The organism is Mucilaginibacter sp. cycad4, from assembly GCF_034263275.1.
In the GTDB taxonomy this organism is placed as follows: Bacteria; Bacteroidota; Bacteroidia; order Sphingobacteriales; family Sphingobacteriaceae; genus Mucilaginibacter.
Map to the genome: position 1 here is coordinate 489584 of NZ_CP139559.1, position 21298 is coordinate 510881.

At 38.7% G+C, this 21298-nt stretch carries 20 protein-coding genes and 1 tRNA gene; 6 read left to right on the forward strand and 15 right to left on the reverse strand.

The genetic code is table 11. The annotated features are described in order from the left end of the window. Window positions 1–270: 270 nt before the first annotated feature. The 4 genes from SNE26_RS02140 to pfkA all read right to left on the reverse strand — a co-directional run bounded on the left by SNE26_RS02140 (window position 271) and on the right by pfkA (window position 3609). The gene (locus SNE26_RS02140; RefSeq protein WP_321557734.1) at window positions 271–675 is read right to left on the reverse strand and encodes a hypothetical protein; all 405 of its coding nucleotides are present in this window, start codon (window positions 673–675) and stop codon (window positions 271–273) included. A gap of 90 nt (window positions 676–765) precedes the next feature. Then, window positions 766–1761, reverse strand: a complete 996-nt coding sequence (gap, locus tag SNE26_RS02145; RefSeq protein WP_321557735.1) for a type I glyceraldehyde-3-phosphate dehydrogenase — start codon at window positions 1759–1761, stop codon at window positions 766–768. Between the two features lie 5 nt (window positions 1762–1766). Further along, a complete protein-coding gene (locus SNE26_RS02150) occupies window positions 1767–2615 on the reverse strand; it encodes a hypothetical protein (protein WP_321557736.1) in 849 nt (282 codons plus the stop codon). A 7-nt stretch (window positions 2616–2622) separates the two neighbouring features. After that, entirely contained in the window at window positions 2623–3609 is a 987-nt protein-coding gene (gene pfkA, locus SNE26_RS02155; protein WP_321557737.1) for a 6-phosphofructokinase, read from the reverse strand. Between the two features lie 129 nt (window positions 3610–3738). Here pfkA and SNE26_RS02160 point away from each other — a divergent pair, with 129 nt between their 5' ends. Next, window positions 3739–4431 (forward strand): NUDIX domain-containing protein, encoded by a 693-nt coding sequence (locus SNE26_RS02160; protein WP_371328320.1) that lies wholly within the window; start codon window positions 3739–3741, stop codon window positions 4429–4431. Window positions 4432–4824: 393 nt separating this feature from the next. Here SNE26_RS02160 and SNE26_RS02165 read toward each other — a convergent pair whose 3' ends face one another. Next, the gene (locus SNE26_RS02165; RefSeq protein WP_321557738.1) at window positions 4825–5685 is read right to left on the reverse strand and encodes an N-acetylglucosamine kinase; all 861 of its coding nucleotides are present in this window, start codon (window positions 5683–5685) and stop codon (window positions 4825–4827) included. A gap of 317 nt (window positions 5686–6002) precedes the next feature. Then, window positions 6003–6932: a Nif3-like dinuclear metal center hexameric protein gene (locus SNE26_RS02170; protein ID WP_321557739.1), complete on the reverse strand. Its 930-nt coding sequence runs from the start codon at window positions 6930–6932 to the stop codon at window positions 6003–6005. A 109-nt stretch (window positions 6933–7041) separates the two neighbouring features. Between SNE26_RS02170 and SNE26_RS02175 the strand changes: the two genes are divergently transcribed. From SNE26_RS02175 to SNE26_RS02190, 4 genes are all read left to right on the forward strand, one after another. Beyond that, window positions 7042–8223: a glycosyltransferase family 87 protein gene (locus SNE26_RS02175; RefSeq protein ID WP_321557740.1), complete on the forward strand. Its 1182-nt coding sequence runs from the start codon at window positions 7042–7044 to the stop codon at window positions 8221–8223. A gap of 265 nt (window positions 8224–8488) precedes the next feature. Next, on the forward strand, window positions 8489–9457 hold the full coding sequence (locus tag SNE26_RS02180; RefSeq protein ID WP_321557741.1) for a glycosyltransferase family 2 protein: 969 nt from the start codon (window positions 8489–8491) through the stop codon (window positions 9455–9457). Further along, window positions 9438–10244: a polysaccharide deacetylase family protein gene (locus SNE26_RS02185; RefSeq protein ID WP_321557742.1), complete on the forward strand. Its 807-nt coding sequence runs from the start codon at window positions 9438–9440 to the stop codon at window positions 10242–10244. Before SNE26_RS02180 ends, SNE26_RS02185 begins: the two co-directional genes overlap by 20 nt. Before the next feature lie 140 nt (window positions 10245–10384). After that, a tRNA-Arg gene (locus SNE26_RS02190) sits at window positions 10385–10458 on the forward strand. Between the two features lie 537 nt (window positions 10459–10995). Here the strand turns inward: SNE26_RS02190 and SNE26_RS02195 are convergent. The 7 genes from SNE26_RS02195 to SNE26_RS02225 form a co-directional block, all read right to left on the reverse strand. Beyond that, window positions 10996–11367, reverse strand: a complete 372-nt coding sequence (locus SNE26_RS02195) for an ASCH domain-containing protein (RefSeq protein ID WP_321557743.1) — start codon at window positions 11365–11367, stop codon at window positions 10996–10998. A 6-nt stretch (window positions 11368–11373) separates the two neighbouring features. Further along, window positions 11374–12324 carry a hypothetical protein gene (locus tag SNE26_RS02200; RefSeq protein ID WP_321557744.1) on the reverse strand — a complete coding sequence of 317 codons (951 nt, stop codon included), beginning with the start codon at window positions 12322–12324 and terminating at the stop codon, window positions 11374–11376. Next, the gene (locus SNE26_RS02205; protein ID WP_321557745.1) at window positions 12321–13841 is read right to left on the reverse strand and encodes a PIN domain-containing protein; all 1521 of its coding nucleotides are present in this window, start codon (window positions 13839–13841) and stop codon (window positions 12321–12323) included. The genes SNE26_RS02200 and SNE26_RS02205 overlap by 4 nt, the downstream gene beginning before the upstream one ends. Continuing rightward, window positions 13825–14385 carry an ATP-binding protein gene (locus SNE26_RS02210; protein WP_321557746.1) on the reverse strand — a complete coding sequence of 187 codons (561 nt, stop codon included), beginning with the start codon at window positions 14383–14385 and terminating at the stop codon, window positions 13825–13827. Before SNE26_RS02210 ends, SNE26_RS02205 begins: the two co-directional genes overlap by 17 nt. A gap of 302 nt (window positions 14386–14687) precedes the next feature. Further along, window positions 14688–15011 (reverse strand): hypothetical protein, encoded by a 324-nt coding sequence (locus SNE26_RS02215; protein WP_321557747.1) that lies wholly within the window; start codon window positions 15009–15011, stop codon window positions 14688–14690. A gap of 67 nt (window positions 15012–15078) precedes the next feature. Further along, the gene (locus tag SNE26_RS02220) at window positions 15079–15729 is read right to left on the reverse strand and encodes a hypothetical protein (RefSeq protein WP_321557748.1); all 651 of its coding nucleotides are present in this window, start codon (window positions 15727–15729) and stop codon (window positions 15079–15081) included. A gap of 22 nt (window positions 15730–15751) precedes the next feature. Further along, entirely contained in the window at window positions 15752–16099 is a 348-nt protein-coding gene (locus SNE26_RS02225) for a hypothetical protein (RefSeq protein WP_321557749.1), read from the reverse strand. Window positions 16100–16199: 100 nt separating this feature from the next. Here SNE26_RS02225 and SNE26_RS02230 point away from each other — a divergent pair, with 100 nt between their 5' ends. Continuing rightward, a complete protein-coding gene (locus SNE26_RS02230; protein WP_321557750.1) occupies window positions 16200–16439 on the forward strand; it encodes a helix-turn-helix transcriptional regulator in 240 nt (79 codons plus the stop codon). Window positions 16440–16449: 10 nt separating this feature from the next. Here SNE26_RS02230 and SNE26_RS02235 read toward each other — a convergent pair whose 3' ends face one another. Both SNE26_RS02235 and SNE26_RS02240 read right to left on the reverse strand, forming a co-directional pair. After that, a complete protein-coding gene (locus tag SNE26_RS02235; RefSeq protein WP_321557751.1) occupies window positions 16450–19464 on the reverse strand; it encodes a DEAD/DEAH box helicase family protein in 3015 nt (1004 codons plus the stop codon). A 5-nt stretch (window positions 19465–19469) separates the two neighbouring features. Next, window positions 19470–21293, reverse strand: a complete 1824-nt coding sequence (locus tag SNE26_RS02240) for a DUF262 domain-containing protein (RefSeq protein WP_321557752.1) — start codon at window positions 21291–21293, stop codon at window positions 19470–19472. Window positions 21294–21298: the final 5 nt, after the last annotated feature.

The following is a 21298-nucleotide window of genomic DNA, read 5'->3' on the forward strand; positions in this document are numbered from 1 at the left end:
CACCCGTCCTTAAATACAGTAACACAGGTATACGGACGGCGGAAAACGGGCTTGAGCACAGGCCGCGTTAGGAATCGCAGTGTAAAGCCCACAGCCTGTGTAGGAATTGCGGGCAGGAAAGGCGAGGACTTGCAACGTAAAGCCAGGCCCGTTAGCTAACGGGAACGCCATTATTGTGATTTGGGATTTCAGATGTTCAATTTCGGATTTTTTAATAGCAATCCGTGGGAGGGATTTTAACGATGGTGTAGCCCGCAGTAAATTACAGGATCAATAGATTCGTTCGTTTAAAACCTCAACGTTGAAAATTTTCCAACTGTCTTTAATCATTTTCCACTCATAAATACCTTCTCTTTCAACAGTCCATTTTTTTGTGAAGAAAATAAATACACGGATTGAAACCTCGCTATACTGTGTTAACCGCTCTGTAACTTTACCTTCTGAAAAACTAAATTCAGTTCTGCGATAATTGCTTGAAAAGCTTTTTACCCTGTTAAAATAACGTTTAACGTCGGCTGCCAATTGTTTCTTTCCGATGGTTTTGCCATTGAGTTGTTTGTATTGCAGGTCATCGGCAAAAATATCTATATACAAATCGAGCTCTTTATTTTGTTGAGCTTTTTTAGCAATTATGTGCGCATCATCAATCGTTTTCAATAGTGTATCATCTATCATATTGGGGTTTGGTTTTATGGACTAAAATATACAAAAAAACGCCCTTCGGATAACCGAAGGGCGTTTTTATATGATCTGAAAAATCAGCAATTATAATTTGCCAATTTCCTGAACAAGGTCGATCAGTTTGTTTGAGTAACCCCACTCGTTATCGTACCAGGATACAACTTTAACAAAGTTTTCATTCAGACCGATACCTGCTTTGGCATCAAAAATTGATGTACGTGCATCGCCTTTAAAGTCTTCAGATACAACTTCGTCTTCAGTGTAACCAAGGATGCCTTTTAATTCGCCTTCAGATGCTGCTTTCATAGCTGCTTTGATGGCTTCGTAAGATGCACCTTTTTTCAAACGTACAGTTAAGTCAACTACAGATACGTCGGCAACTGGTACGCGTAATGACATACCTGTTAATTTACCTTTTAACTGAGGTAAAACTAAACCAACTGCTTTAGCGGCACCTGTTGATGAAGGGATGATGTTTTGGTAAGCACCACGGCCACCTCTCCAGTCTTTTGCCGATGGGCCGTCAACTGTTTTTTGAGTTGCAGTAACAGCGTGTACAGTAGTCATTAAGCCTTCTTCGATACCAAAGTTATCATCCAATACTTTAGCGATAGGTGCTAAACAGTTGGTGGTACATGAAGCGTTTGAAACGATGTTTTGATCGGCTTTTAACGCTTTGTGGTTAACACCCATTACAAATGTAGGGGTATCATCTTTTGCAGGGGCGCTCATAACTACTTTTTTAGCACCGGCATCGATGTGTTTTTGAGCAGTTTCCTGAGTTAAGAACAAACCGGTTGATTCGATTACAACCTCAGCACCTACTTCGTTCCATTTAAGGTTAGCAGGGTCTTTTTCGGCAGTAACGCGGATGGTTTTACCGTTAACAACCAAATGACCGCCTTCAACAGCAATAGTACCTTTGAACTGACCGTGAGTTGAATCGTATTTTAACATGTAAGCCATGTAATCTGGCTCAACAAGGTCATTAATACCAACAACTTCAATGTCTGGTCTTTCAATTGCAGCCCTGAATGCCAGGCGGCCAATACGGCCGAAACCGTTAATTCCTATTTTCATGATTTTTAATTTTTACTTGAATAGTAGGTTAATAAATTATTTATGGGTTCTTTAATTATGTTAGTGATTTGCAGATCAGCTTCGGCGGCAGCTTCATATAAGTGTTCCTGAAAATTAAAAGCAACAGATCCTGCAAAGTGCACAGACGTACCCGGGTGTTGCTGATATAAAGGTAACAAATATGTAGAAATTAGCTTGCTAAATCCTTTTTTTATGACGTTTTGCAGATGATGATCGCTCTTGTTATCGAGGTAAAAATCGGTAAATGAGCTTAAAAATAAAGCCGGTTGTTTTTGCCGGTAAACCTTTTCGAGCAGGTTTTTACGATCGGCATCATATTTATGGATAAACTTTTTACGGATCGATGGGGGCAGGGTATCGTTCATAAATTCTTTGATGAGCTGCCTGCCCAGCCAGTTGCCCGAGCCCTCATCGGCAAGGATATAACCCAGGCCGTAATTGTTTGGCCAAACTCTTCTTCCATCGTACCAGGCGGCATTGCTGCCGCTGCCGCAAATGCTCACAATGCCGGGTTCGTTTTTACAGCAGGCTATAGCCGCTCCGGCAATGTCATGCTCAACAGAAACTTTTCCGAACTTGAAAAAGGTTGAAAAAGCGCTATGAACTATCTTCTTTCGCTCATCTGACGAGGCGCCCGCGCCAAAAAAGTAGATGCGCCTGATTACTTCGGCGTGGTGTATAAGATTGATGTTTTTGTTGAGCAGCTGAAGGATATGCTTTTCGTCGTTAAAATAGGGATTTATACCATTGGTTTTAAAGGAAGCAACAGTTCTTCCCTTATCAGTAAGCCTCCAATGTGCAAAGTACGATCCGCTATAAACAACTGCAATCATTAATCTTTTATATCGATAATATATCCATCATTTGTAAAAGGTCTTCTTCAAGCTTAAACTCATGCTGGTTAAGTGCTGCTTCCAGGTCTGTCATCATGATCTGGTTGGCCTGCAAACCTACCATTTTTTGTGATTCGCCGGCAACCAAAGCATTAACTGCTGCAAAGCCAAGCCTGCTGCCCAAAATACGGTCAAAGCTTGACGGTGCGCCGCCCCGTTGCAAGTGGCCTAAGATAGTAACTTTTATATCGTAATTTTTAACTTCTTGTTGTACAGCCTTTGCCACGTCATAAACACCGCCGTTTTTGTCGCCTTCGGCAACAATTACAATGCTCGATGATTTTTTGTTCATGTGCCCCTCTTTAAGGTTAACGATCAAATCGTCAATAGCGGTAGCGCGCTCGGGCAGTAAAATAGCCTCGGCGCCGCATGAGATACCTGCACGCAAAGCAATAGCGCCCGAATCGCGGCCCATTACCTCAATAAAGAAAAGGCGGTCATGCGCATCGGCAGTATCGCGGATTTTATCAATAGCCTGGATAACCGTATTGGTAGCTGTATCAAAACCCAGGGTATAGGTTGAACCACAAAGGTCGTTATCAATGGTACCCGGTACGCCCATTACGGCAATGTCGGGATACTTACGTGAAAAGCGCAGGGCGCCGGTAAAAGTACCATCGCCGCCAATAACCACAAGGGCGTCAATACCACGGGCTTTGGCATTCTGATACGCTATCTCCATGCCTTCGTCGGTTTTGAAAGGCAAACAGCGTGCGGTTTTTAAAATTGTGCCGCCTAAATTAAGGATGTTACTTACCGAGCGTTTATCCATTTCATACATGTCGTTTTCGATAAGGCCTTTATAACCCTGCCTTACACCTACAACTTCCAGCCCGTTATACAGTGCGGTCCTCACAACAGCACGTATACAAGGGTTCATTCCGGGGGCATCACCACCTGAAGTTAAAACCCCTATTTTTGAAATTTTACGCATCTTTCGCTCCTTAATTTTACGCTACGAAGATAGTGTGTGTAGATTACACCATTAAATTTTATTTATTTTTTTTTGGATTAGGAATTAAGGCTATATATTTAAACTTATTAACTAAATCTCACTAATAGTTTGGAACTAATGTTACCCAAGTTTGATTCCGTATTCTCGATTGACTGCGTGATATTCGGCTTTGAAGCCGGCGAGCTTAAAATTTTGCTTATTGAGCGAAACGAGGAGCCATATAAAGACTGGCTTGCACTGCCCGGCTATATTGTTGAGCAGGACGAGAGTATTGACGATGCTGCCGAGCGGATCCTGTATGAACTTACAGGTTTACGTGATTTGCACATGCAGCAGTTTCATACTTTTGGCGAGGTGAACCGTCACCCCCAGGGCCGTGTAATTACGGTTGCTTACTATGCATTGATCCGTATAAACGGGCAAAAAGAGTTGCGTCCGGTTACGCAATATGCTAAAAAGGCGTTCTGGCACCCGGTAAGCGAACTGCCTAAACTTGCGTTTGACCACAGTGAGATCTTTAAAACAGGCTTCAATAAAATAAAGCGCCGCCTGCACTATCAGCCAATAGCGTTTGAATTACTGCCCGAGAAATTTACCCTTACACAATTACAGTCGCTTTATGAGGCTGTTTTAGATAAAAAGCTGGATAAACGTAACTTTCGCAAAAAAATGCTGAGCTACGGCTTTTTGAAGGAACTGGATGAGAAGCAGAAAGGGGTATCATACCGCGCAGCCAAACTCTACAAATTTGATAAACGCAAGTACGGCAAGATTTTTCAGGGAGAGATGAATTTGGTGTGAGGTAGAAGCAGGAAGTCAAGATTCAGGAATCAAGAAGTTTGATATAAAAGAAGGGGTTGGGAGATTTTCCAACCTTTTTCTTTTTTACATCTTCTCCAAACCGTCATTGCGAGGCACGAAGCAATCCCCGGTTTGCAGAGGGGTTATGCAAATCCCCCTGTACAGTTCGCGATTGCTTCGTGCCTCGCAATGACGGGGAGGAGAGAGCCGCGTCCGTACATTGTCCGTAAGTACGGTGACACAGGTATACGGACGGACGACAACGTTATCTGATGATTTGTTAGAGAATACTAAAAAGAAAAGGGCCGGAAAATCTTCCAGCCCTTTCTTTTATCGTAAAATCTTAACTTCTTAGGTCTTGATTCTTGACGTCTTTATTTCTTGACTCTCTTCTTATAAAGAAGAAGGTGCTAATTCCAAATGGTATTTCACCAGGTTATCTATAGGTGAGCGGATGATGTTGCCAACAACCATGCCATTTTCGGTAACTACTTCTTCCAGCACGTTACGGAAATTGTAACCTACGGAACCAATGCAGTTGAAAGTATATTTTTGATAATCAGGGTAGTGGGTTACCAGGTTGCGGAAAAAATCTTCGAACGAGGTACGTACCAGGTTGCGTGAGTATTCAATGTGTACGTTATTATCGTAAACAAATTTGCTGAAGCTTGCGCAAAAACGGTTAGCGCGGGGTTGGGTGTAAACCTGCTCGTTAATATCATCAGGAGTAAGCTTGTAAGTTTCCCAGAAAAGGGCACGCACAGGCTCAGGCATGTATCCGCGTAAATAATCGGTCAATAATTTTTTGCCAATGTAGCAACCACTGCCTTCATCACCCAGGATGTATGCACCTGAATCGATATTGTGTATCACTTCTTTACCATCATAAATGCAGGTGTTGGTTCCGGTACCTAATATAGCAGCAAAACCTTCGGTGTTGCCAAGCAAAGCACGGGCAGCAGCCAGCAGGTCATGACCGATGTTAACCTTTGCGCCGGCGAAAACCACTTTCATGGCTTCCTCAACAATCTTACGCATTTCGGGGGTTGAACAACCTGCACCGTAGTAATTAACCTCGGTGATCAGGTTTTTTTCAAGATCGGTAGGCAAGCTTTCGTTCAGTGATTGTATAATATACTCTGTACTTGAAAAGTATGGGTTATAACCCTCGGTATTAAAGTAAACTTTTTTTCCCTCTTCGGTAACCAGGCACCAATTTGTTTTGGTTGAGCCACCGTCAGCAATTATGATCATAAATTTTTGTTTTTTTAAAAATCGGTTAAAAGTAGGATTAACTTATTGTAAAAAAAACACTTTGTATTTCAAAAATTGAAAATTGCGATTTTTACTTAAATTACAGCTACTTTTTAATATAAATTAAACTTTAAATGGCACTTTCGCACCAATGTTATCAATAATTAATCAGGTCAACTATATCTTTTTTAAATGTAAAGTTTACAGATAAGCAGTTTCCCTTTACAATTAAAAACAGAGTAATTTACAATTGTACGTAATGTTACATTATTTAGCAAAATATTGGCTTTATTAAATGCTAAAACGTGGCTTTTGCATTACATGAAGGATAGTGAATTGCCCGGATGAATGTGAGTTGCTTTAATGCCGGGCACGTTTTGTTTTAGCCAGCCTATCATAAATTCGGAGCCCGGTTCTTCGCTGGCAATATGGCCCAATACAATTAACGATAGTTTATCGCCTTTGGCCTGGGCATCCCTTACATATTCGGCAGTTTCCCATTCCGAAATTTCACCGCAGATGAGTACGTCGGGCTTTTTTGTACTCATTTCAGTGATCTGCCTTTTACCGCCTGCAGCTCCGGGCAACAGCAGCACCTTTTGGCAGCTTTGTGATGGATTGCCTATGTATCGTACCTTCTCAATTTTTAATTTTTTTTTCAGTGTTTCGATAAGCGAACTTAAGGAGGTAGAAGGGATGGTTAACAGGTTTCCTGTTTCGGGTTTGTAATAGCTTACCCAATCAAGCTGCTTTAGCAAGCCAATGCCAACACCATCGGGTTTAAGGCTGTGTATGGTATCATGGTTGCGCCAAACGGCTATGTTGTGCTTATCAAGCAATTGCTTTTTATACAGGTATACATCATCATTGGCCAGCCAGGTTGTTTCATCGGCATGGTTATAAAAAGTGGGCTCATGCGCTATAATAAAATTAGCACCTAAGCTGATAGCCTTTTCAATTACGCCGATAGTAGCAAACATGGTGGTAACTATGCCGGTAACTACAATATCGCGGTTGCCCGATTTTAAGGTATCCACTGTGTTGGGGAACGGGGCACCGGGCACCTGTTTCATAAACAGGTCGATAATTTGCCCTACGGTAATATTTTCATCATGCTTAACAAGGGTGATTGCATCTGCAGCAAAAGGAGCTGATAATAACGCAGCAGTACCTGCTAAGGCACTTAACTGACCGATGAACTTACGGCGATCGGGATTATGATTAATGGGGGAGAGGTTTGAATTCATGGTAATGATTGGGTTTTGTCAAAGATAACATAGCACAAGTTAATTTCTGGATTTGTAATAATTGTGTGACGTATTTATATCTTCGCATAAATTTAACGATTCCTAATCCGTGCAAAAACTTGCTAAGCTTATCACCAACAAACCCTTTGTTTATTCTTTATGGTTTGGCCTAAGTCTATTTTTGGTCATTAAAGGCGTTTTAGCCCACCAGGGGTTTAACAATTACACCATATTTAAATATAACTTTTTAAATACCATTCATCAGCATAACCTGTACGCTTATCAGCCTGAGCATTATTACGACCTGAACCACTATGGGCCGATATTTTCCATAATCATGGCACCATTCGCTATTCTGCCTGATAGTATCGGGGTTATTTTATGGGTGTTGTTCAATGCCTTCATCCTGTTTAAAGCCATCCAACTCTTGCCATTGAAAAACGATCAATACGTTATTGTGCTTTTGTTGTGCGCTCATGAGCTGATGACAGCATCGGCCAATGTGCAAAGTAATCCTATGATAGCGGCGCTGATCATATTAAGTTTTAATTTTATAAAGCGGGAGAAGGATTTTTGGGCGGCGCTAATGATAGCGCTTGGCGCATTTATAAAGCTGTACGGTATAGTGGGACTGGCTTTCTTTTTCTTTTCGGCCAACAAACCAAAGTTTATGCTAAGTTTTATATTCTGGTCGGCAGTGTTGTTTGTATTGCCGATGTCTATTTCATCTCCCTCGTTTATCATACAAACTTATCATGACTGGTATGCTGACCTGGTAGTCAAAAATTCGGATAACCAGCAATCATACATGCAGGAAATTTGTGTTACGGGTTTTATCCGCAGGGTTTTTCATTATGATAACCTTAAGAATATGTATGTGATAGGGCCGGCACTGGTGCTGTTTGCCCTGTCGTACCTTCGCATTGGAGCCTATAAGGTTTTGGAATATCAGCGGCTGATCCTTTCGTCGGTGCTAATCTTCGCAGTGATCTTCAGCAGTTCGGCCGAGTCATCAACCTACATTATCGCTTTTGTTGGGGTAGCCGTTTGGTTTATGAATTTGAACCGACCGGTAACCGGCTTTGAGATTTTTCTGCTGGTTTTAGCATTGTTAATAACCAGTCTTTCCCCTTCCGATCTTTTTCCATCCTTTATCCGCACACAATATATCGTTCCTTATAAATTGAAATCGATACCCTGTTTTTTGATCTGGCTTAAAATAATTTACGAAACACTTACCAGAGATTTTGTCAAAGAAAAAGAAAGTGTATTAAGCCCGGCAACGGTTTAAAAGGAGCCAGGTATAAAATAAACCGTGAATGACTATTTTTTGCTGTAAAATCAGAAAAATTTGCAGATTAATAAATAATTATTAATTATGTTTGTAACAAGAAAGTTGCATTTAGGGTCTTTTGCATCTTTTTTGTTAAAACTGATCATGACAGTTACGTTTTGTAGCAATTAATCGTAAGGTCATTTCAGAGTGAAAATGCAATCAAATATAAGCTTTTAATATTATACCGCCTGTTACAATTAAAAATTTCCATAGTATAACTATGATATACCCTGCTGATAAAAAGATCTCTATTGTTATACCCTCCCATAACGAAGAAAAAAACATTAGTTATTTAATTGAGCAACTTCGTGAAACACTTTTGCCCACAGGATACGCCTATGAGCTGATTTTTGTTGACGATGGCAGCCGTGATAACACTTTAAATGAATTAAAGATCAGTGCCGAGCTGCATCCTAATGTTTTTTATGTAGAGCTTTCACGCAACTTTGGTAAAGATTACGCCCTTAAAGCGGGTATTGCAATGGCCCAGGGCAATGCCGTAATAACGATGGATGCCGATTTGCAGCACCCACCGCAACTGATCCTGAAGATGTTAAAGCTTTGGGAAAATGGCTATGATATTGTTTACACCTATCGTGAAGGTGAAAATCCACACGGCAAGGGATATCAGAAAGTTACCTCAAAGTTGTTTTACAAAGGCCTTAATATGCTATCAGATATCAAGATGGAAAACGGTACTGCCGATTTCAGGCTGATTGATGAGAAGGTAGTGAAACAGCTTAAACTTATTGACGAATACGAGATCTTTTTCAGGGGGATAATTAAATGGGCCGGTTATAAGCAAGTTGGCATCCCTTATGTACCGTCAAAACGACATACCGGCGAGGCAAGCTATTCTTTTTCAAAACTGGTTAGGCTTGCTATAGGCAGTATTGTAGCCTTCAGTGCAAGACCGCTTTATATTGTATCGTTGATAGGCTTGTTCTTTTCATCACTGGCTATTTTGTACATTCCTTACGTGCTGGTAAGTTATTTTTTAGGTTATGCGGTTTCGGGGTGGGCGTCAATTGTTGCTACTATAGCCTTTTTTGGCGGCCTTCAGTTACTTATAATGAGTGTTATTGGAGTGTATGTAGGCAAAATATTTATGCAGTCTAAACATCGCCCGCATTATATTATCCGTTCGTCAAACGTTGTTATTGTAGATAATGATTTTATTGGGGTTTGATGTCGAGGAGTTTGATATGCCGTTTGAGTACGGTAAATCAATATCATTTGATGAGCAGCTTGAAATTTCAACAAGAGGTACCAATATTATACTCGGCCTGCTGAAACAAAAAAATATAAAAGCTACTTTCTTTTGTACTGCTAATTATGCTGTCAATAAGCCAGAAATCATCAAAAGAATGGTAGCCGAAGGGCATGAAATAGCTTCGCATGGATATTATCATTCCGATTTTAAAGTTGAGCATTTAAGGCAGTCAAAGCTGGTATTGGAGCATATTTCGGAGACTGAGGTAACAGGTTTTCGGATGGCCCGGATGATGCCGGTGGATGAGGCAGAGATTGCAAAAGCCGGTTATGAATATAATTCGTCCATAAATCCAACCTGGCTGCCGGGCAGATACAACAATTTTAATAAATCCCGAAGCTGGTTTTATGACCATGATGTGCTGCAGATCCCGGCTTCGGTTTCGCCCCTGATACGTTTTCCGCTTTTTTGGTTAAGCTTTCATAATTTACCGCTGTATGTGTTAAAGCTCATTAGTGCGGCAGCACATAAAAAAGATGGCTATCTGAACCTGTATTTTCACCCCTGGGAATTTACCGATCTGCACGATAAGGAAAAATTCGGGTTCCCTGGCTATGTTTCAAAAAACTCAGGCGAAGTTTTTGCTCAACGAATAGGTGATTTTATTGATTGGGCAGCGTCTAAAGGTTACACCTTTAGACGGACGGACAGTTTTTGTAGTAAGATAAAAAACAGAAATAAGCCGGCACCTGTTTTGTATTAACAGGCTGTTAAGCAGCTTATAGCAAATCAATTACCAAATTGATTGTTATTTTCAGCATAATTTTGCATATTTGCACCGCAAAAAATTATACGATATGCCATGGATCAAAACCATGTGTATATTTGTAATCAGGATGCGATGGTCCTATAGCTCAGCTGGATAGAGCAACAGATTTCTAATCTGTAGGTCTTTGGTTCGAATCCAAATGGGATCACAAGAAACCTTTCAGCTCCGCTGAATGGTTTTGTGACCTCTTTAAGTCAAATAAAGGGGTTTTTCATTCTAAACGAGTTCAAAATGCTTATCTTAAAGATAGGCATTTTTTGTTTTAAATCCAAGCGGTTTGTTTAATCAGCATGGTAAAAATGGCGCACTTTATGGCGCATTGAGTGGCGCACTTTTATACTGGTTTAGTAACGTATTCATCCGCTGACTAAAGAAAGCCCGCCAAACCTGATACTTCAATGGATAAAAACCAATATCAATACTTTAGTGTTATCGGTGGAGATTGTGGTATTCTTGATGTTACTACCTACGTTGCCCGGTATACGTAGGCGACACTGGCAAAGCGAATGGCTTATTCAAACGAATTGATAGCGGAAGCATTGGGCTATGAGTACGGTAACAAAACAACCTCAATTTATTTAGACGATTAACAGGAGGTGTAGTTGATGAGGTAAACGAAAAAGCTACTACGTTAATCACATTATGAATATTAAGCCCCCTGATTAAAATCAGAGGGCTTTTTTTATTACAGATAATAAGCAAATGATTGAGGTGGTAACAAATTAAAATCCCTTTTTAACGATTTAGGTGTGCTGTAACGTTTCGTGTTTTTTATCTTTATTGCGTATCCATCTACTTTTTCTTCAAAATACTTAAAAAAGAAATGCTCAGTTATTCCGGATGCTTCTGCGGTTAATTCCCACAATTTGTTTTTTTCAAATTTCAATATTTCTTCAATCTCAAACTCACCAATAACTTGCTGCACTGGTGACGAAGCATAAACGATTATATTTTTTACGGTGGGATTTTTAAATATCGCCTTTCGAAACTCAAATTGCTTTGTACCGTCGAAAATTTTAAATGCGAATTCAGGTTTGATAGATAGTACTACTTTCATATATAGTTATTTACAGCTAATCCAATTGATTATTTGCTGGCTGACAATGTTAAACAAAATAGCTAATACGGCTAAACCTAATATGTATACTGCAATCGTTCGCCAATTGTTACTTTCAAATTTAGATTTAATTAGTACGCTAAAGTCTTGTTTGGCATCTCCCGGCTTGCCGCCTTGTGTCCAGTGGTATGCAAGAAAAATTTGATTAGGATTCAATTTGTCATCATCTACGTATCCTATCCAACGGTAGTTCTCTAAATTTCGACAGCTAACATACGGCTTATGTGACCCTAAAACATCTTCGTTGGAAGAACATATAAAGAAGAAGTGTGCTTTTTTAATTTTCAGTGCTTTTTCCCGGTCAATTCGTTCTAAAAGGTCTAAATCCAAATCTCTCGCTTCATTAACCCGAAAATCAATTAGTTCAATTTTAGAGAATGCACTTTGAACAACAGCGTTAGACGGCTTTTGAATATCACTTAGGCTCAGTAGGTAATTCCCGCTGATTCTAAATCTAAAATAGGTTTGCTCTTGTGATTCTTGGCAGCTAATGTTAATAACCGTCCCCTTAAACTGCTCTGTTATTTCAACATCAGAATCACTGGTTTCGTAAATATTAAAAACAAATTCATTGTTGGAATCTGTAATACGGTGATTTTTGCTGATTCCTACCGATGTCGTTTTATAGTTTTCGTTAAAAATTGCACTGACCAAATCTGGTTTACTGATAAATTTATCAACGATGTCGGTAAAATCTGCTTTCTGTATTTTAAATGGAAAATATATTTTCAGCCTTGATATGTTAGTAGTGTTGTCCAACTTAATACCAATGTCCATAAACCTTGTATATTGGGATGAACCCAAAGGTAATTTCCAAAGGTTGAAGTGAAGCTCAACATCATTTAACGATTCAATAGAGTTGTTTTTTGGCTCATACCATACAGCAATACTTTTCATTTTTTATAAGCGAATTTGATAAGGCGGTTAAATTGGTCTTTATTAATTTTTATAAAACCACGTGGCATATTAGTCACATCCTGTATTATGCCTAATTGGTTTAAATCATTAAGTGTCGGCTTGGGCATCGGCAGTGAATGGGCATATAAAAAATTTATAACAAACGGTCTATATTTGGGGTACTTGTCCCAAAATTGGCTTTTTAAATCTTCGTCTGAAATAACAGTTTTCTTCCTACATATTGCCTTAAAATCATCGAATGTTGCAATAGAATCTATAATATTTTCAACAATGCCAATCGTTGTGACAGTGCTTGAATATATCTTAGGTGCCTGCTCTCCAATTCTATAAAAGATTAAAACATCCCCCGATTTAAAATCTCTTTCTTTAGAATGAGATATGTAAACTTTACTTAACCCGTTTCTATGCGGTTTGCTTTCTACAAAATCTAAAGGCGATTCATTGTTTAATCTTGAATCTGGAAATAATTCGCTATGGTATTGCGGTTCAATTTTAACGATATAAAAATTTAAATCTCTTGAAATAAACGGGAAAGTAAGCTTTGGATTTTGAATATTTACCGGGTTCCGTCGGCTAAAAGGTTTAACCAACACTTGTTCAATTCCATTGTTTGTATTTTTAGTGCCATGCTCAACAAACCCCCATTCCTTTAGCATTAAAATCAATCTGTTTTGTTCAGGTCTTTTGTCAAAAATTGTTACGTATATTTCTTCAATAGAAGTATTATTTAAGGCGTTGTCGAACACGATTTTGAGAAATCGTTCACCAATTCTTACACCGTTATTTATAACCTTAAACGTGCCTATTTTTAATCTTTTTCCTTTAGTAAATATTGGTGCAATCTCAGAATAGTTTTCACTTTGGTCTTCAACTTTGATATAAAGAAAGGCACTTAAAATGTTATTGTTATAGCAGACATAGCAAATCTCATCTGCTTTTTTATTGAACCAGTTGTCAAAACCGGCGTAGTCTTCACGGAACGTATCGAAAAATGTGTCTTGCAGATTGAGCGAACCGAAATAAGATTTTTTTACAGCCAGTACTTTGTAATCAATCAATTCGGGATTTTCGGATATAGACTTATCTATAAATTCATCGATTTTGAACACTTTGTTTTGAACGCCAAGAACGACCGCCTTATTATGAATTTTAGTGTCTTCGGTTATGAGAATATCGACCCGCCCTGCGTACACTTCGTTTAAGATTTGCGTATCGATTCGGTCATTGTCATTATTATCAAATTTAGAGCTTACATTCCTTATTTTATCGTCAAAGGGAGCGATAGTCTTTAGAGTATTATAGTTCTCTATTTTCACATTCATTACCCCCTTCGCAACTTTGTCTTTATATTTATTTAACTCTACTGCTGTTGCCGGATGAATACACTTTTCAATTTTTAATTTATCCAGCCAATAAAATAGTACGCCAATACCTTCATTTTGAATGCGGTTAGATTCTCGATGTATGATAATATTTGTATCAAGTAAGGCTCTCATGTAGCTGTGATAGTAGTTTATTATAACTCAGGTCTGATTGGCTTGTATCGTACACAAAAAGTGGCACGCTTAATTCCGTAGAGATTTCTTGTGCATAGTGCAATTCCATAGTTTGCATATAGGCTAAAGATTTTTCAGAGTATGTTTTTTCGTCCCGATTCTTTAGCCCATCTGCAACCTTCGCCGTATCGCCGACAATTACAACGAGGTAAATCGGGTTGATGGCGGAGAAGGTTTTCAAAGGCACTTTCGTTGCAACCCCATCTTTATTGAATAAGCAAAAATGTCCGTCTAAAATATAGTGATGGTCATGGTTAACTACATTGTGTAACCCTCGTAATAATCTGTCTTGGGTGTCGGGGATATCACTTACTAACTTGTTTTTGAAATCGGTATTGATATCCTTCCATTTCAAAACTTCGCTGGCAGAGAGGTAATTGATATTCAGAGCATTTACCAGCCTGTGGCAAATAGTACTTTTGCCAACCCCATGTATTCCACCAACGAATATAATATTCTTGAATAATGTCGTTTTATTGTTCACAAATTGACCGATAAAATAAAGGTTGTTAAATATATAATTATAATACTACTTGTTATATAAAATTGCTGTAATAGCAAGTAGTAATTAATGTGGACGAGTTTATGAATTATTCCAACAAAAAATTGAAAATATTAGCTCTGATTGTCGGTTAAGCCCACCTGCCACCCCGTCGGTCGGGTAAATTATCCGTTTTTTATACTGAATTCTGTATATGTTAATGATCCCCGCCAGGCGGCGGTGATCATTAACGTCAATTAAAGTACTAAAAAGTACAGTTTTATACCATAATGGTACATATAATTTTAGTCCAAAGATTCAGGAAATATCACGTTACCATAGCTATTTAACTCAATATCTAAATTTACAGTCCGGTGGATACGGTGCTTTAAATTCTTAAAATTTGATGCACTCCACTGCTTTCCGTTCAGCGTACCACATAGGATATACGCCGCCGCATAGTCATCATTCGGGTCTGACATTAAGAACGTTTCTGTTATAGTAAAAAACGTCCGCCCCCTTTCAAGTTCAATGGTTTCTCCTAAAAACGGTAATTCCGCACACGTGTAGTGATAAAGTGAATCAAGATGCGCTATGCTGAATAACACAACTTTGAAATGGTTTTGCATGACTTGTTTGTTGGTATCGCCTTTTGCAATGGCATGGTTTGTATAAACGTCACAAAACGAAGTTCGCTTACTTAAAAAGCCATTGAAGGAAATTTACGTTAGTTTTCTCTTGTTGTATTTTTTGCATACGGTTGAGATATTCAAAGTGCGATACTAATCCGCATTCCCGGTCAAAGTCATCCGGGCTGAAATGAATAACTTTAAAATTGATATTGTTATTTTCAAGATTATAAGTCAGGTCACGTAATTCGCCGCTGTTTAACAGGAAATCATTTATTAATAAAACATTATCATCTGTAAAGGCAGCCAGTGACAAAAAACCACGGCGGCGATTAAAAACACGTCCTAAACTATTTAAAGGCTGGTTATCCTCATCCCATTCGGGTTTTATTTCATTCTCTCCCTTTGCGGTACAAAATCCGGTTAAATCCTTTTTTGTAGCAAATTTTAACAGATACTCAACTGTAGATAGTTCAATTCTTTTTTCTTGTTTGATAGGAGTTTCAGGAATAAGGTAGTCCATTTCATCATCATCATCTTCTTCGTATCTGATTTGGGGATTTTTATCAACTGCCAAAGCATGATAAATTGTTTTATTACGTTCGTAGTCCCAATGACTACTTGATGATACGATTTCGAAGCCGTCTCTAACAGCACTATTAACCAAGCGATTAAAATAATCAAAATCATCTTCGTTAATAATCAAGTGTTCTGCCATTACCCAACTCCTTACGTAACCCTTACCGATACATTAACCAATATTTATCACTTAATGATTTGGCTTCATTCAACGGGCGTTTTACCGGGTCAACAACTTTTTTAAATTCCCACTTTTCCTCAAACCGATTATATCTTCCATAACATTTTATATTTTGGAACATTTGTTCTCCATCTACAGTGCTGATAAGAGGTGGGTACTCGCTATCATATTCCCATTCTGTAAATTGAACTTTTGAATTTCTGTAGGCGATGTATGTTTTGATAATCAATACTACCACCATAACAATACAGGCTATAATAAAACCGATAACATACATTATCGCAATAGTTATGGCTAACCCAACTACGTAAGAAATCAGCTTGTTCATTTAAGTAATTTGTAACACTAAGTTACAAAACAAAAACGAGATTACCAATACCTGTGTTGGTATTGCGAAGCTGATTAAACGGCAACCTTGTAGGTTGAAAATGTCGGAAATCAAGAAATCAGCCTTAGACCTCTATATAATTGAACGTGTGAAGCAAATGCGTCAAGATAGAAATATGTCGCAAGCTGTTTTGGCTATCAAATTGGATGTGTCAGATTCATTTATCGGCGCCATTGAAAACCCGCACCACCGGGCGAAGTATAATACGGAACACATCAATAAACTTGCTGTGATTTTTAATTGTAGCCCCCGTGATTTTTTACCTGAAAAACCGCTTTAACCGCTACCAACTACCCGGCTTTATTCAAACTGTTGTAAACCTTTTTTAACATATAATCCTTTACCAACCCGCCAAAATCTTTATCGTCCATCATCTTGGAAAATATATCTTGGTTTTGCTCCATACGGGAGATAAGTTTATCCATGAAGATGTCGTCAAAACCAAATTTAAAGTTCTCAATGGTGTTTGTTTTAGCCTGTAGGCTCAACTTGTTATCGGCGACCAACTCAGCTTCAATCTGGTCAAAGAAAAGCTTGTCAGCATCGTTAAATTCGGTTGAGAACCTTTTATTAAGCACTTCAATAATTTCTGATAGTGCCGCCTTTTCTTCTTTAGTCATGCGGATACCCGCTTCGTTTTGTCCATCCAAACCATATTCCGCTTGCGGCTCCATTACGATATTTATTTCGCTGATTCGCTGCAATCGGTAATACTCCAATGATACTTCGTCACCTAATTGAAAACGGTCGTTTGCGTTTCTTGGTAGTTTTTTAAGCAGGAATTTACCGTATGTAAAAAGTTTTTCCAACTCCACATCCGTAAAAGGCATAATTTGAGTTAGGAATGAATAAAGCCGCACAAATGATTGAAGTGTATTTTTAAAGCCTTCCTGCGTTGATTCGGTATTGATAACATCATCCTTGCTGCTCTCAACTGGTAATTGCTTGTAGCGGTCAACTGCCGGGTCAACGTAAGCGTATAACTTACCTTGCTCCGCTACTGATAAAGCCCTCGCCGACTTAAAATATACGTTACAAAAATTATCGACTTCGGTGTCCCAAATTATGTGCGCCTTTCTAATTTCATTCTGTAAGTCGTACAGGTGGTTCGGGTCGGTTGTGGTTTCAACTGTGGTCAGTTCGTAATACGGTTGAAACGAATTTAGTATTTCTTCGGTCTCGTTAGCAAAGTCCAGTACAAAGGTATCATCCTTGCCGGCAGACATTCGATTTAACCGTGATAGTGTTTGCACGGCCTTAACGCCTGACAATTTCTTATCTACATACATCGTATGCAATAGTGGCTGGTCAAACCCGGTTTGGTATTTGTCTGCAACTAACAGTAATTGATATTCACTGGTATTAAATTTCTTCGGTAATTCTTTTTCCTTAAAGCCGTTCAGGTCAACCTCGGTAACACCATCCGGGAACATATCATAAATCACTTTACCCGAAAATGCTACTAAGGTCTTTATATCATTATAGCCCTTTTTCTCGATATACTTATCAAATTCTTCTTTGTAGCGTACAGCATGTAACCGTGAACTGGTAACAACCATCGCCTTCGCTTTCCCGCCAATTTTTTTTGATACAACTTGTCTAAAATGTTCAACCATTACTTCGGTCTTTTGGGCTAAGTTATGCGGGTGTAGTGATAAAAACCGGGCTATTGCTGTCGCTGCCTGCTTTTTATGTACGTCCGGGTCGTCATCAATCTGTTTGGATAGCTTGTAAAATGTTTTGTAGGTAGTGTAATTCTTTAATACATCCAAAATAAAACCTTCTTCAATGGCTTGCCGCATTGAATAAAGGTGAAAAGGCTTTGGTTTACCATTCTCATCAGGTGTACCGAAAACCTCTACCGTTTTAGCTTTTGGAGTGGCAGTGAAACCGAAAAAACTAAGGTTAGTTTGCCGTCCACGAGCTTGCATAGACTTCCTGATTTCATCTTCTACATCATCGTCTAAACCTGTATAAATATCCTCCTGTTCAGCGTCTTCCAATGATTTTGCCGCTAATACTTCTTTTAGCTTTTTTGTCGATTCGCCCCCCTGACTGCTATGCGCTTCATCAATGATGACTGCGTACTTGCGATTAGACATCTCGCCAATTTTATCTAAAATGAATGGAAATTTTTGCAGGGTCGTGATAATGATATTTGACCCAGCGGTTAAGGAATCGGCTAATTGCTGAGAATCTTTATCTATTTTTTGGACCACCCCCTGTTTGTGTTCAAACTGGTATATGGTGTTTTGTAGTTGGTTGTCCAGGACCTTCCTGTCGGTAATTACTATTACCGTATCAAAGATTCGTTCGTTAGCTTCGTTATGGATACTTGAAAGACGATAAGATAACCAAGCTATTGAATTTGATTTACCCGACCCAGCAGAGTGTTGGATAAGGTAGTTCTTACCCGCCCCCTCCGCACGGGCGTTTGCGCTCACCTGACGTACTACCTCCATTTGGTGATACCGTGGGAATACAATAGTTTCCTTTATTTTAGTAACACCATTAAATTCAAATTCTTCGGAACTCAGGTGAAGGAACTTACCGATAATATCCATCATGCTATCCTTCGCCCATACGTATTCCCAAAGGTAGGCGGTACGGTAACCATTATAGTTTGTAGGATTTCCCGCTCCGTTGTTGTTACCCTTGTTAAATGGTAGGTAACGGGTATGTTTACCATCCAATTTGGTGGTCATATAACATTCATCCGTATCGACGGCAAAGTGTACTAACGACCGTTTCTTAAATTGAAATATCGGTTCTGTCGGTTCACGGTCATACACGTATTGCTTTTTTGCGTGTGTAATGTCTTGCCCGGTAAACTGGTTTTTAAGCTCTATGGTGGCAATTGGCAATCCATTGAGGGATAATACCATATCAATTGAGTTGCTGCCTCTACGCTCGTAAAACAGCTGCCGGGTGACTGATAATCTATTGGTTTTATACAAGACCTCAGCATTAGGGTTAAGTGTAGATTCCGGCTTGAAGTAACCCAACCTAAATTTAACGCCGTAATCAATAAACCCGTTACGTATCACATCAAGTGTACCCCGTAACTCCAATTCCTTTAATAAGCGTTGGATTACCTTTTTCTCGACTTCCGTTTTATGAATGCCTGAAATTTTAATCCATTCTTTAGGTTGCGACGCTTTTAGAAAGTCTGTGACGTAACCGGGGAACAAACCTAAGTTAACATCAAAATCATCTGAATTCCCTATGACGTAACCACCGTAAGTGAGTAGCGATTGCTCGATAGCTGCTTCAAAAGTTTTTTCTGTGTGTATCCCGCTTGCCATAACCGTTATAGTGAAAATTCATTGATTTTTTTCACATCCCAAATAAGCTTCGCTAATTCGAGATATACTGATTGCCGTTCTTTTATTACCGCTTTCTTAAAAGATGGTACGGCTACCATCTTTAATTTTCCAGCCTCAATGAATTTCAAAAAATGTGGATTGTTTTTAAACGTCTTTTCGTTCAAAGATGCTGCAAGTAAGTTCTGACTGTAATATTTATCTAATTTCTTGTCGTAGTTGCTATCATTTAAACTTCGGTTAATATCCTGTGGCAGCAATACTAAAGCGCCAAACATGTTTCTATGGTTTTGAAAACTTTCTTCGGATTCGTATTCGTCTTTATATCTTCTGTAGTGGTCAGAAATAACGTGTTCAATATCGTAAGGATTTTTTATCCAACGGTCGACATAAGTCTCAAATTTGGTGTCACGCCCGCTTTGTTTTTCAACGAAATGCGTAAGCCTTGCTAATTGATGAAGCATGTATCGCTTTGTCCATCCATTTAAGTTAAAACTATTAATTCCGCTTAATTTGAACTCATAGTTAGCAATTTCCTTTGTGAGGAACTTTGATAAATCCGGCAACGTATTTCGCCGTACTTTTTTGGCGTAGGTAAACATCGCATAAGTCATGGCTGAGTAATCCAATGTTTTGAAATTGAAAATTCGGATTGAAATAAACTGGTCTAAAAAGCAAGATACTGTTCGGATTTTTTTATCAACTGTTTCCTTGCTATCAGTTGGAGTAATCGCAGCTAAAATTAATAAAGGCTGCAATGTAAAGTTTCGGTTAGCGTTGTAAAATACGTGTTCAAAGCCCGCAGTCAGATTGTTTGAATACCTAAATATCCGAATATATGTATCAGCGAAAAGGATAAATTCCTTTTGAACAAATCTGTTGAAATCGTTTGACCTCTGTAAGCCTATGTGCAACGAATTTTCTCGCACCCATTTGTGAAAAGCGTTGCTGATTTTATCAAAGTCTCCTTGTTGTGCGTTCTTTTTGCGCTCTCTGATTGTAACGGCATATTGTGACCTCAACCAAGTTTTTATGCAATCACTTTCTTGTTCTTTTCCTAAAGCCTTTAATTCTAATATTTTGTTCTTCCAAAGTTCATTTGCTTTTTGCCTTTCATTATCATCTGCTATTTCCGATAATAAATAGCCCTTTAACATTTCTGTTGCTGTTAAACTTAGCCCCCGGTCATTCATTGATACGAAAATCTTATGCGCATCCTGTTCTGTTTGGGCTTCAATACGAATAAATTGCACATTATCAATTATCCAATCTTTGAAGTAAGGCAATGCTTGTTCACTTACAGCATCAATCATTAAACTTTTTATATCATTGTACCTATTCCAAATATTTTTTACGCTTTCCGGGCGGTTGTTCAATTCAAATTCTTTACCATCCAAGATGCTTTCTAAGCATTCATTCCTTTCTTCAACATTAATATTGAATGTGGTTTTGCCGTATTTCTGCGAATGTATCAGGTTTAAAACTTCGGCTTTGTCATGTTCGTCTTTAAGATTTAAGGTCAGATAAATTAACAATAAAGCTAAAGACGTAAGCCTTTGCTGACCGTCAATAATGGCATTTTCATCTTCGGTAAGTACAACAGACCCCATAAAGTAGTGACCATATTTTTCTACTTCCTGACGTTCGTGGTCGTCTGAATAATACTCTAAAAACTCTCCTGTGAGGTCTTCAATCAATTCTTCAATCTGCTTTCTTTCCCATTGATACTCACGTTGGTAGTAATGGATGCTATACTTTACACCAGTAAATAATTCTCTGATACTTTTAGGTGCGCCTAATATTTTTTTCATTGTAA

Coding starts and splice junctions, on each gene's coding strand:
- SNE26_RS02235 (WP_321557751.1), bottom strand. CDS start 19,464: ATGGCAAGCGGGATACACACAGAAAAAACTTTTGAAGCAGCTATCGAG.
- SNE26_RS02230 (WP_321557750.1), top strand. CDS start 16,200: ATGTCGGAAATCAAGAAATCAGCCTTAGACCTCTATATAATTGAACGT.
- SNE26_RS02240 (WP_321557752.1), bottom strand. CDS start 21,293: ATGAAAAAAATATTAGGCGCACCTAAAAGTATCAGAGAATTATTTACT.
- SNE26_RS02165 (WP_321557738.1), bottom strand. CDS start 5,685: ATGATCATAATTGCTGACGGTGGCTCAACCAAAACAAATTGGTGCCTG.
- SNE26_RS02215 (WP_321557747.1), bottom strand. CDS start 15,011: ATGCAAAACCATTTCAAAGTTGTGTTATTCAGCATAGCGCATCTTGAT.
- SNE26_RS02150 (WP_321557736.1), bottom strand. CDS start 2,615: ATGATTGCAGTTGTTTATAGCGGATCGTACTTTGCACATTGGAGGCTT.
- SNE26_RS02170 (WP_321557739.1), bottom strand. CDS start 6,932: ATGAATTCAAACCTCTCCCCCATTAATCATAATCCCGATCGCCGTAAG.
- SNE26_RS02185 (WP_321557742.1), top strand. CDS start 9,438: ATGATTTTATTGGGGTTTGATGTCGAGGAGTTTGATATGCCGTTTGAG.
- SNE26_RS02205 (WP_321557745.1), bottom strand. CDS start 13,841: ATGAGAGCCTTACTTGATACAAATATTATCATACATCGAGAATCTAAC.
- gap (WP_321557735.1), bottom strand. CDS start 1,761: ATGAAAATAGGAATTAACGGTTTCGGCCGTATTGGCCGCCTGGCATTC.
- SNE26_RS02195 (WP_321557743.1), bottom strand. CDS start 11,367: ATGAAAGTAGTACTATCTATCAAACCTGAATTCGCATTTAAAATTTTC.
- SNE26_RS02225 (WP_321557749.1), bottom strand. CDS start 16,099: ATGAACAAGCTGATTTCTTACGTAGTTGGGTTAGCCATAACTATTGCG.
- pfkA (WP_321557737.1), bottom strand. CDS start 3,609: ATGCGTAAAATTTCAAAAATAGGGGTTTTAACTTCAGGTGGTGATGCC.
- SNE26_RS02220 (WP_321557748.1), bottom strand. CDS start 15,729: ATGGCAGAACACTTGATTATTAACGAAGATGATTTTGATTATTTTAAT.
- SNE26_RS02200 (WP_321557744.1), bottom strand. CDS start 12,324: ATGAAAAGTATTGCTGTATGGTATGAGCCAAAAAACAACTCTATTGAA.
- SNE26_RS02180 (WP_321557741.1), top strand. CDS start 8,489: ATGATATACCCTGCTGATAAAAAGATCTCTATTGTTATACCCTCCCAT.
- SNE26_RS02140 (WP_321557734.1), bottom strand. CDS start 675: ATGATAGATGATACACTATTGAAAACGATTGATGATGCGCACATAATT.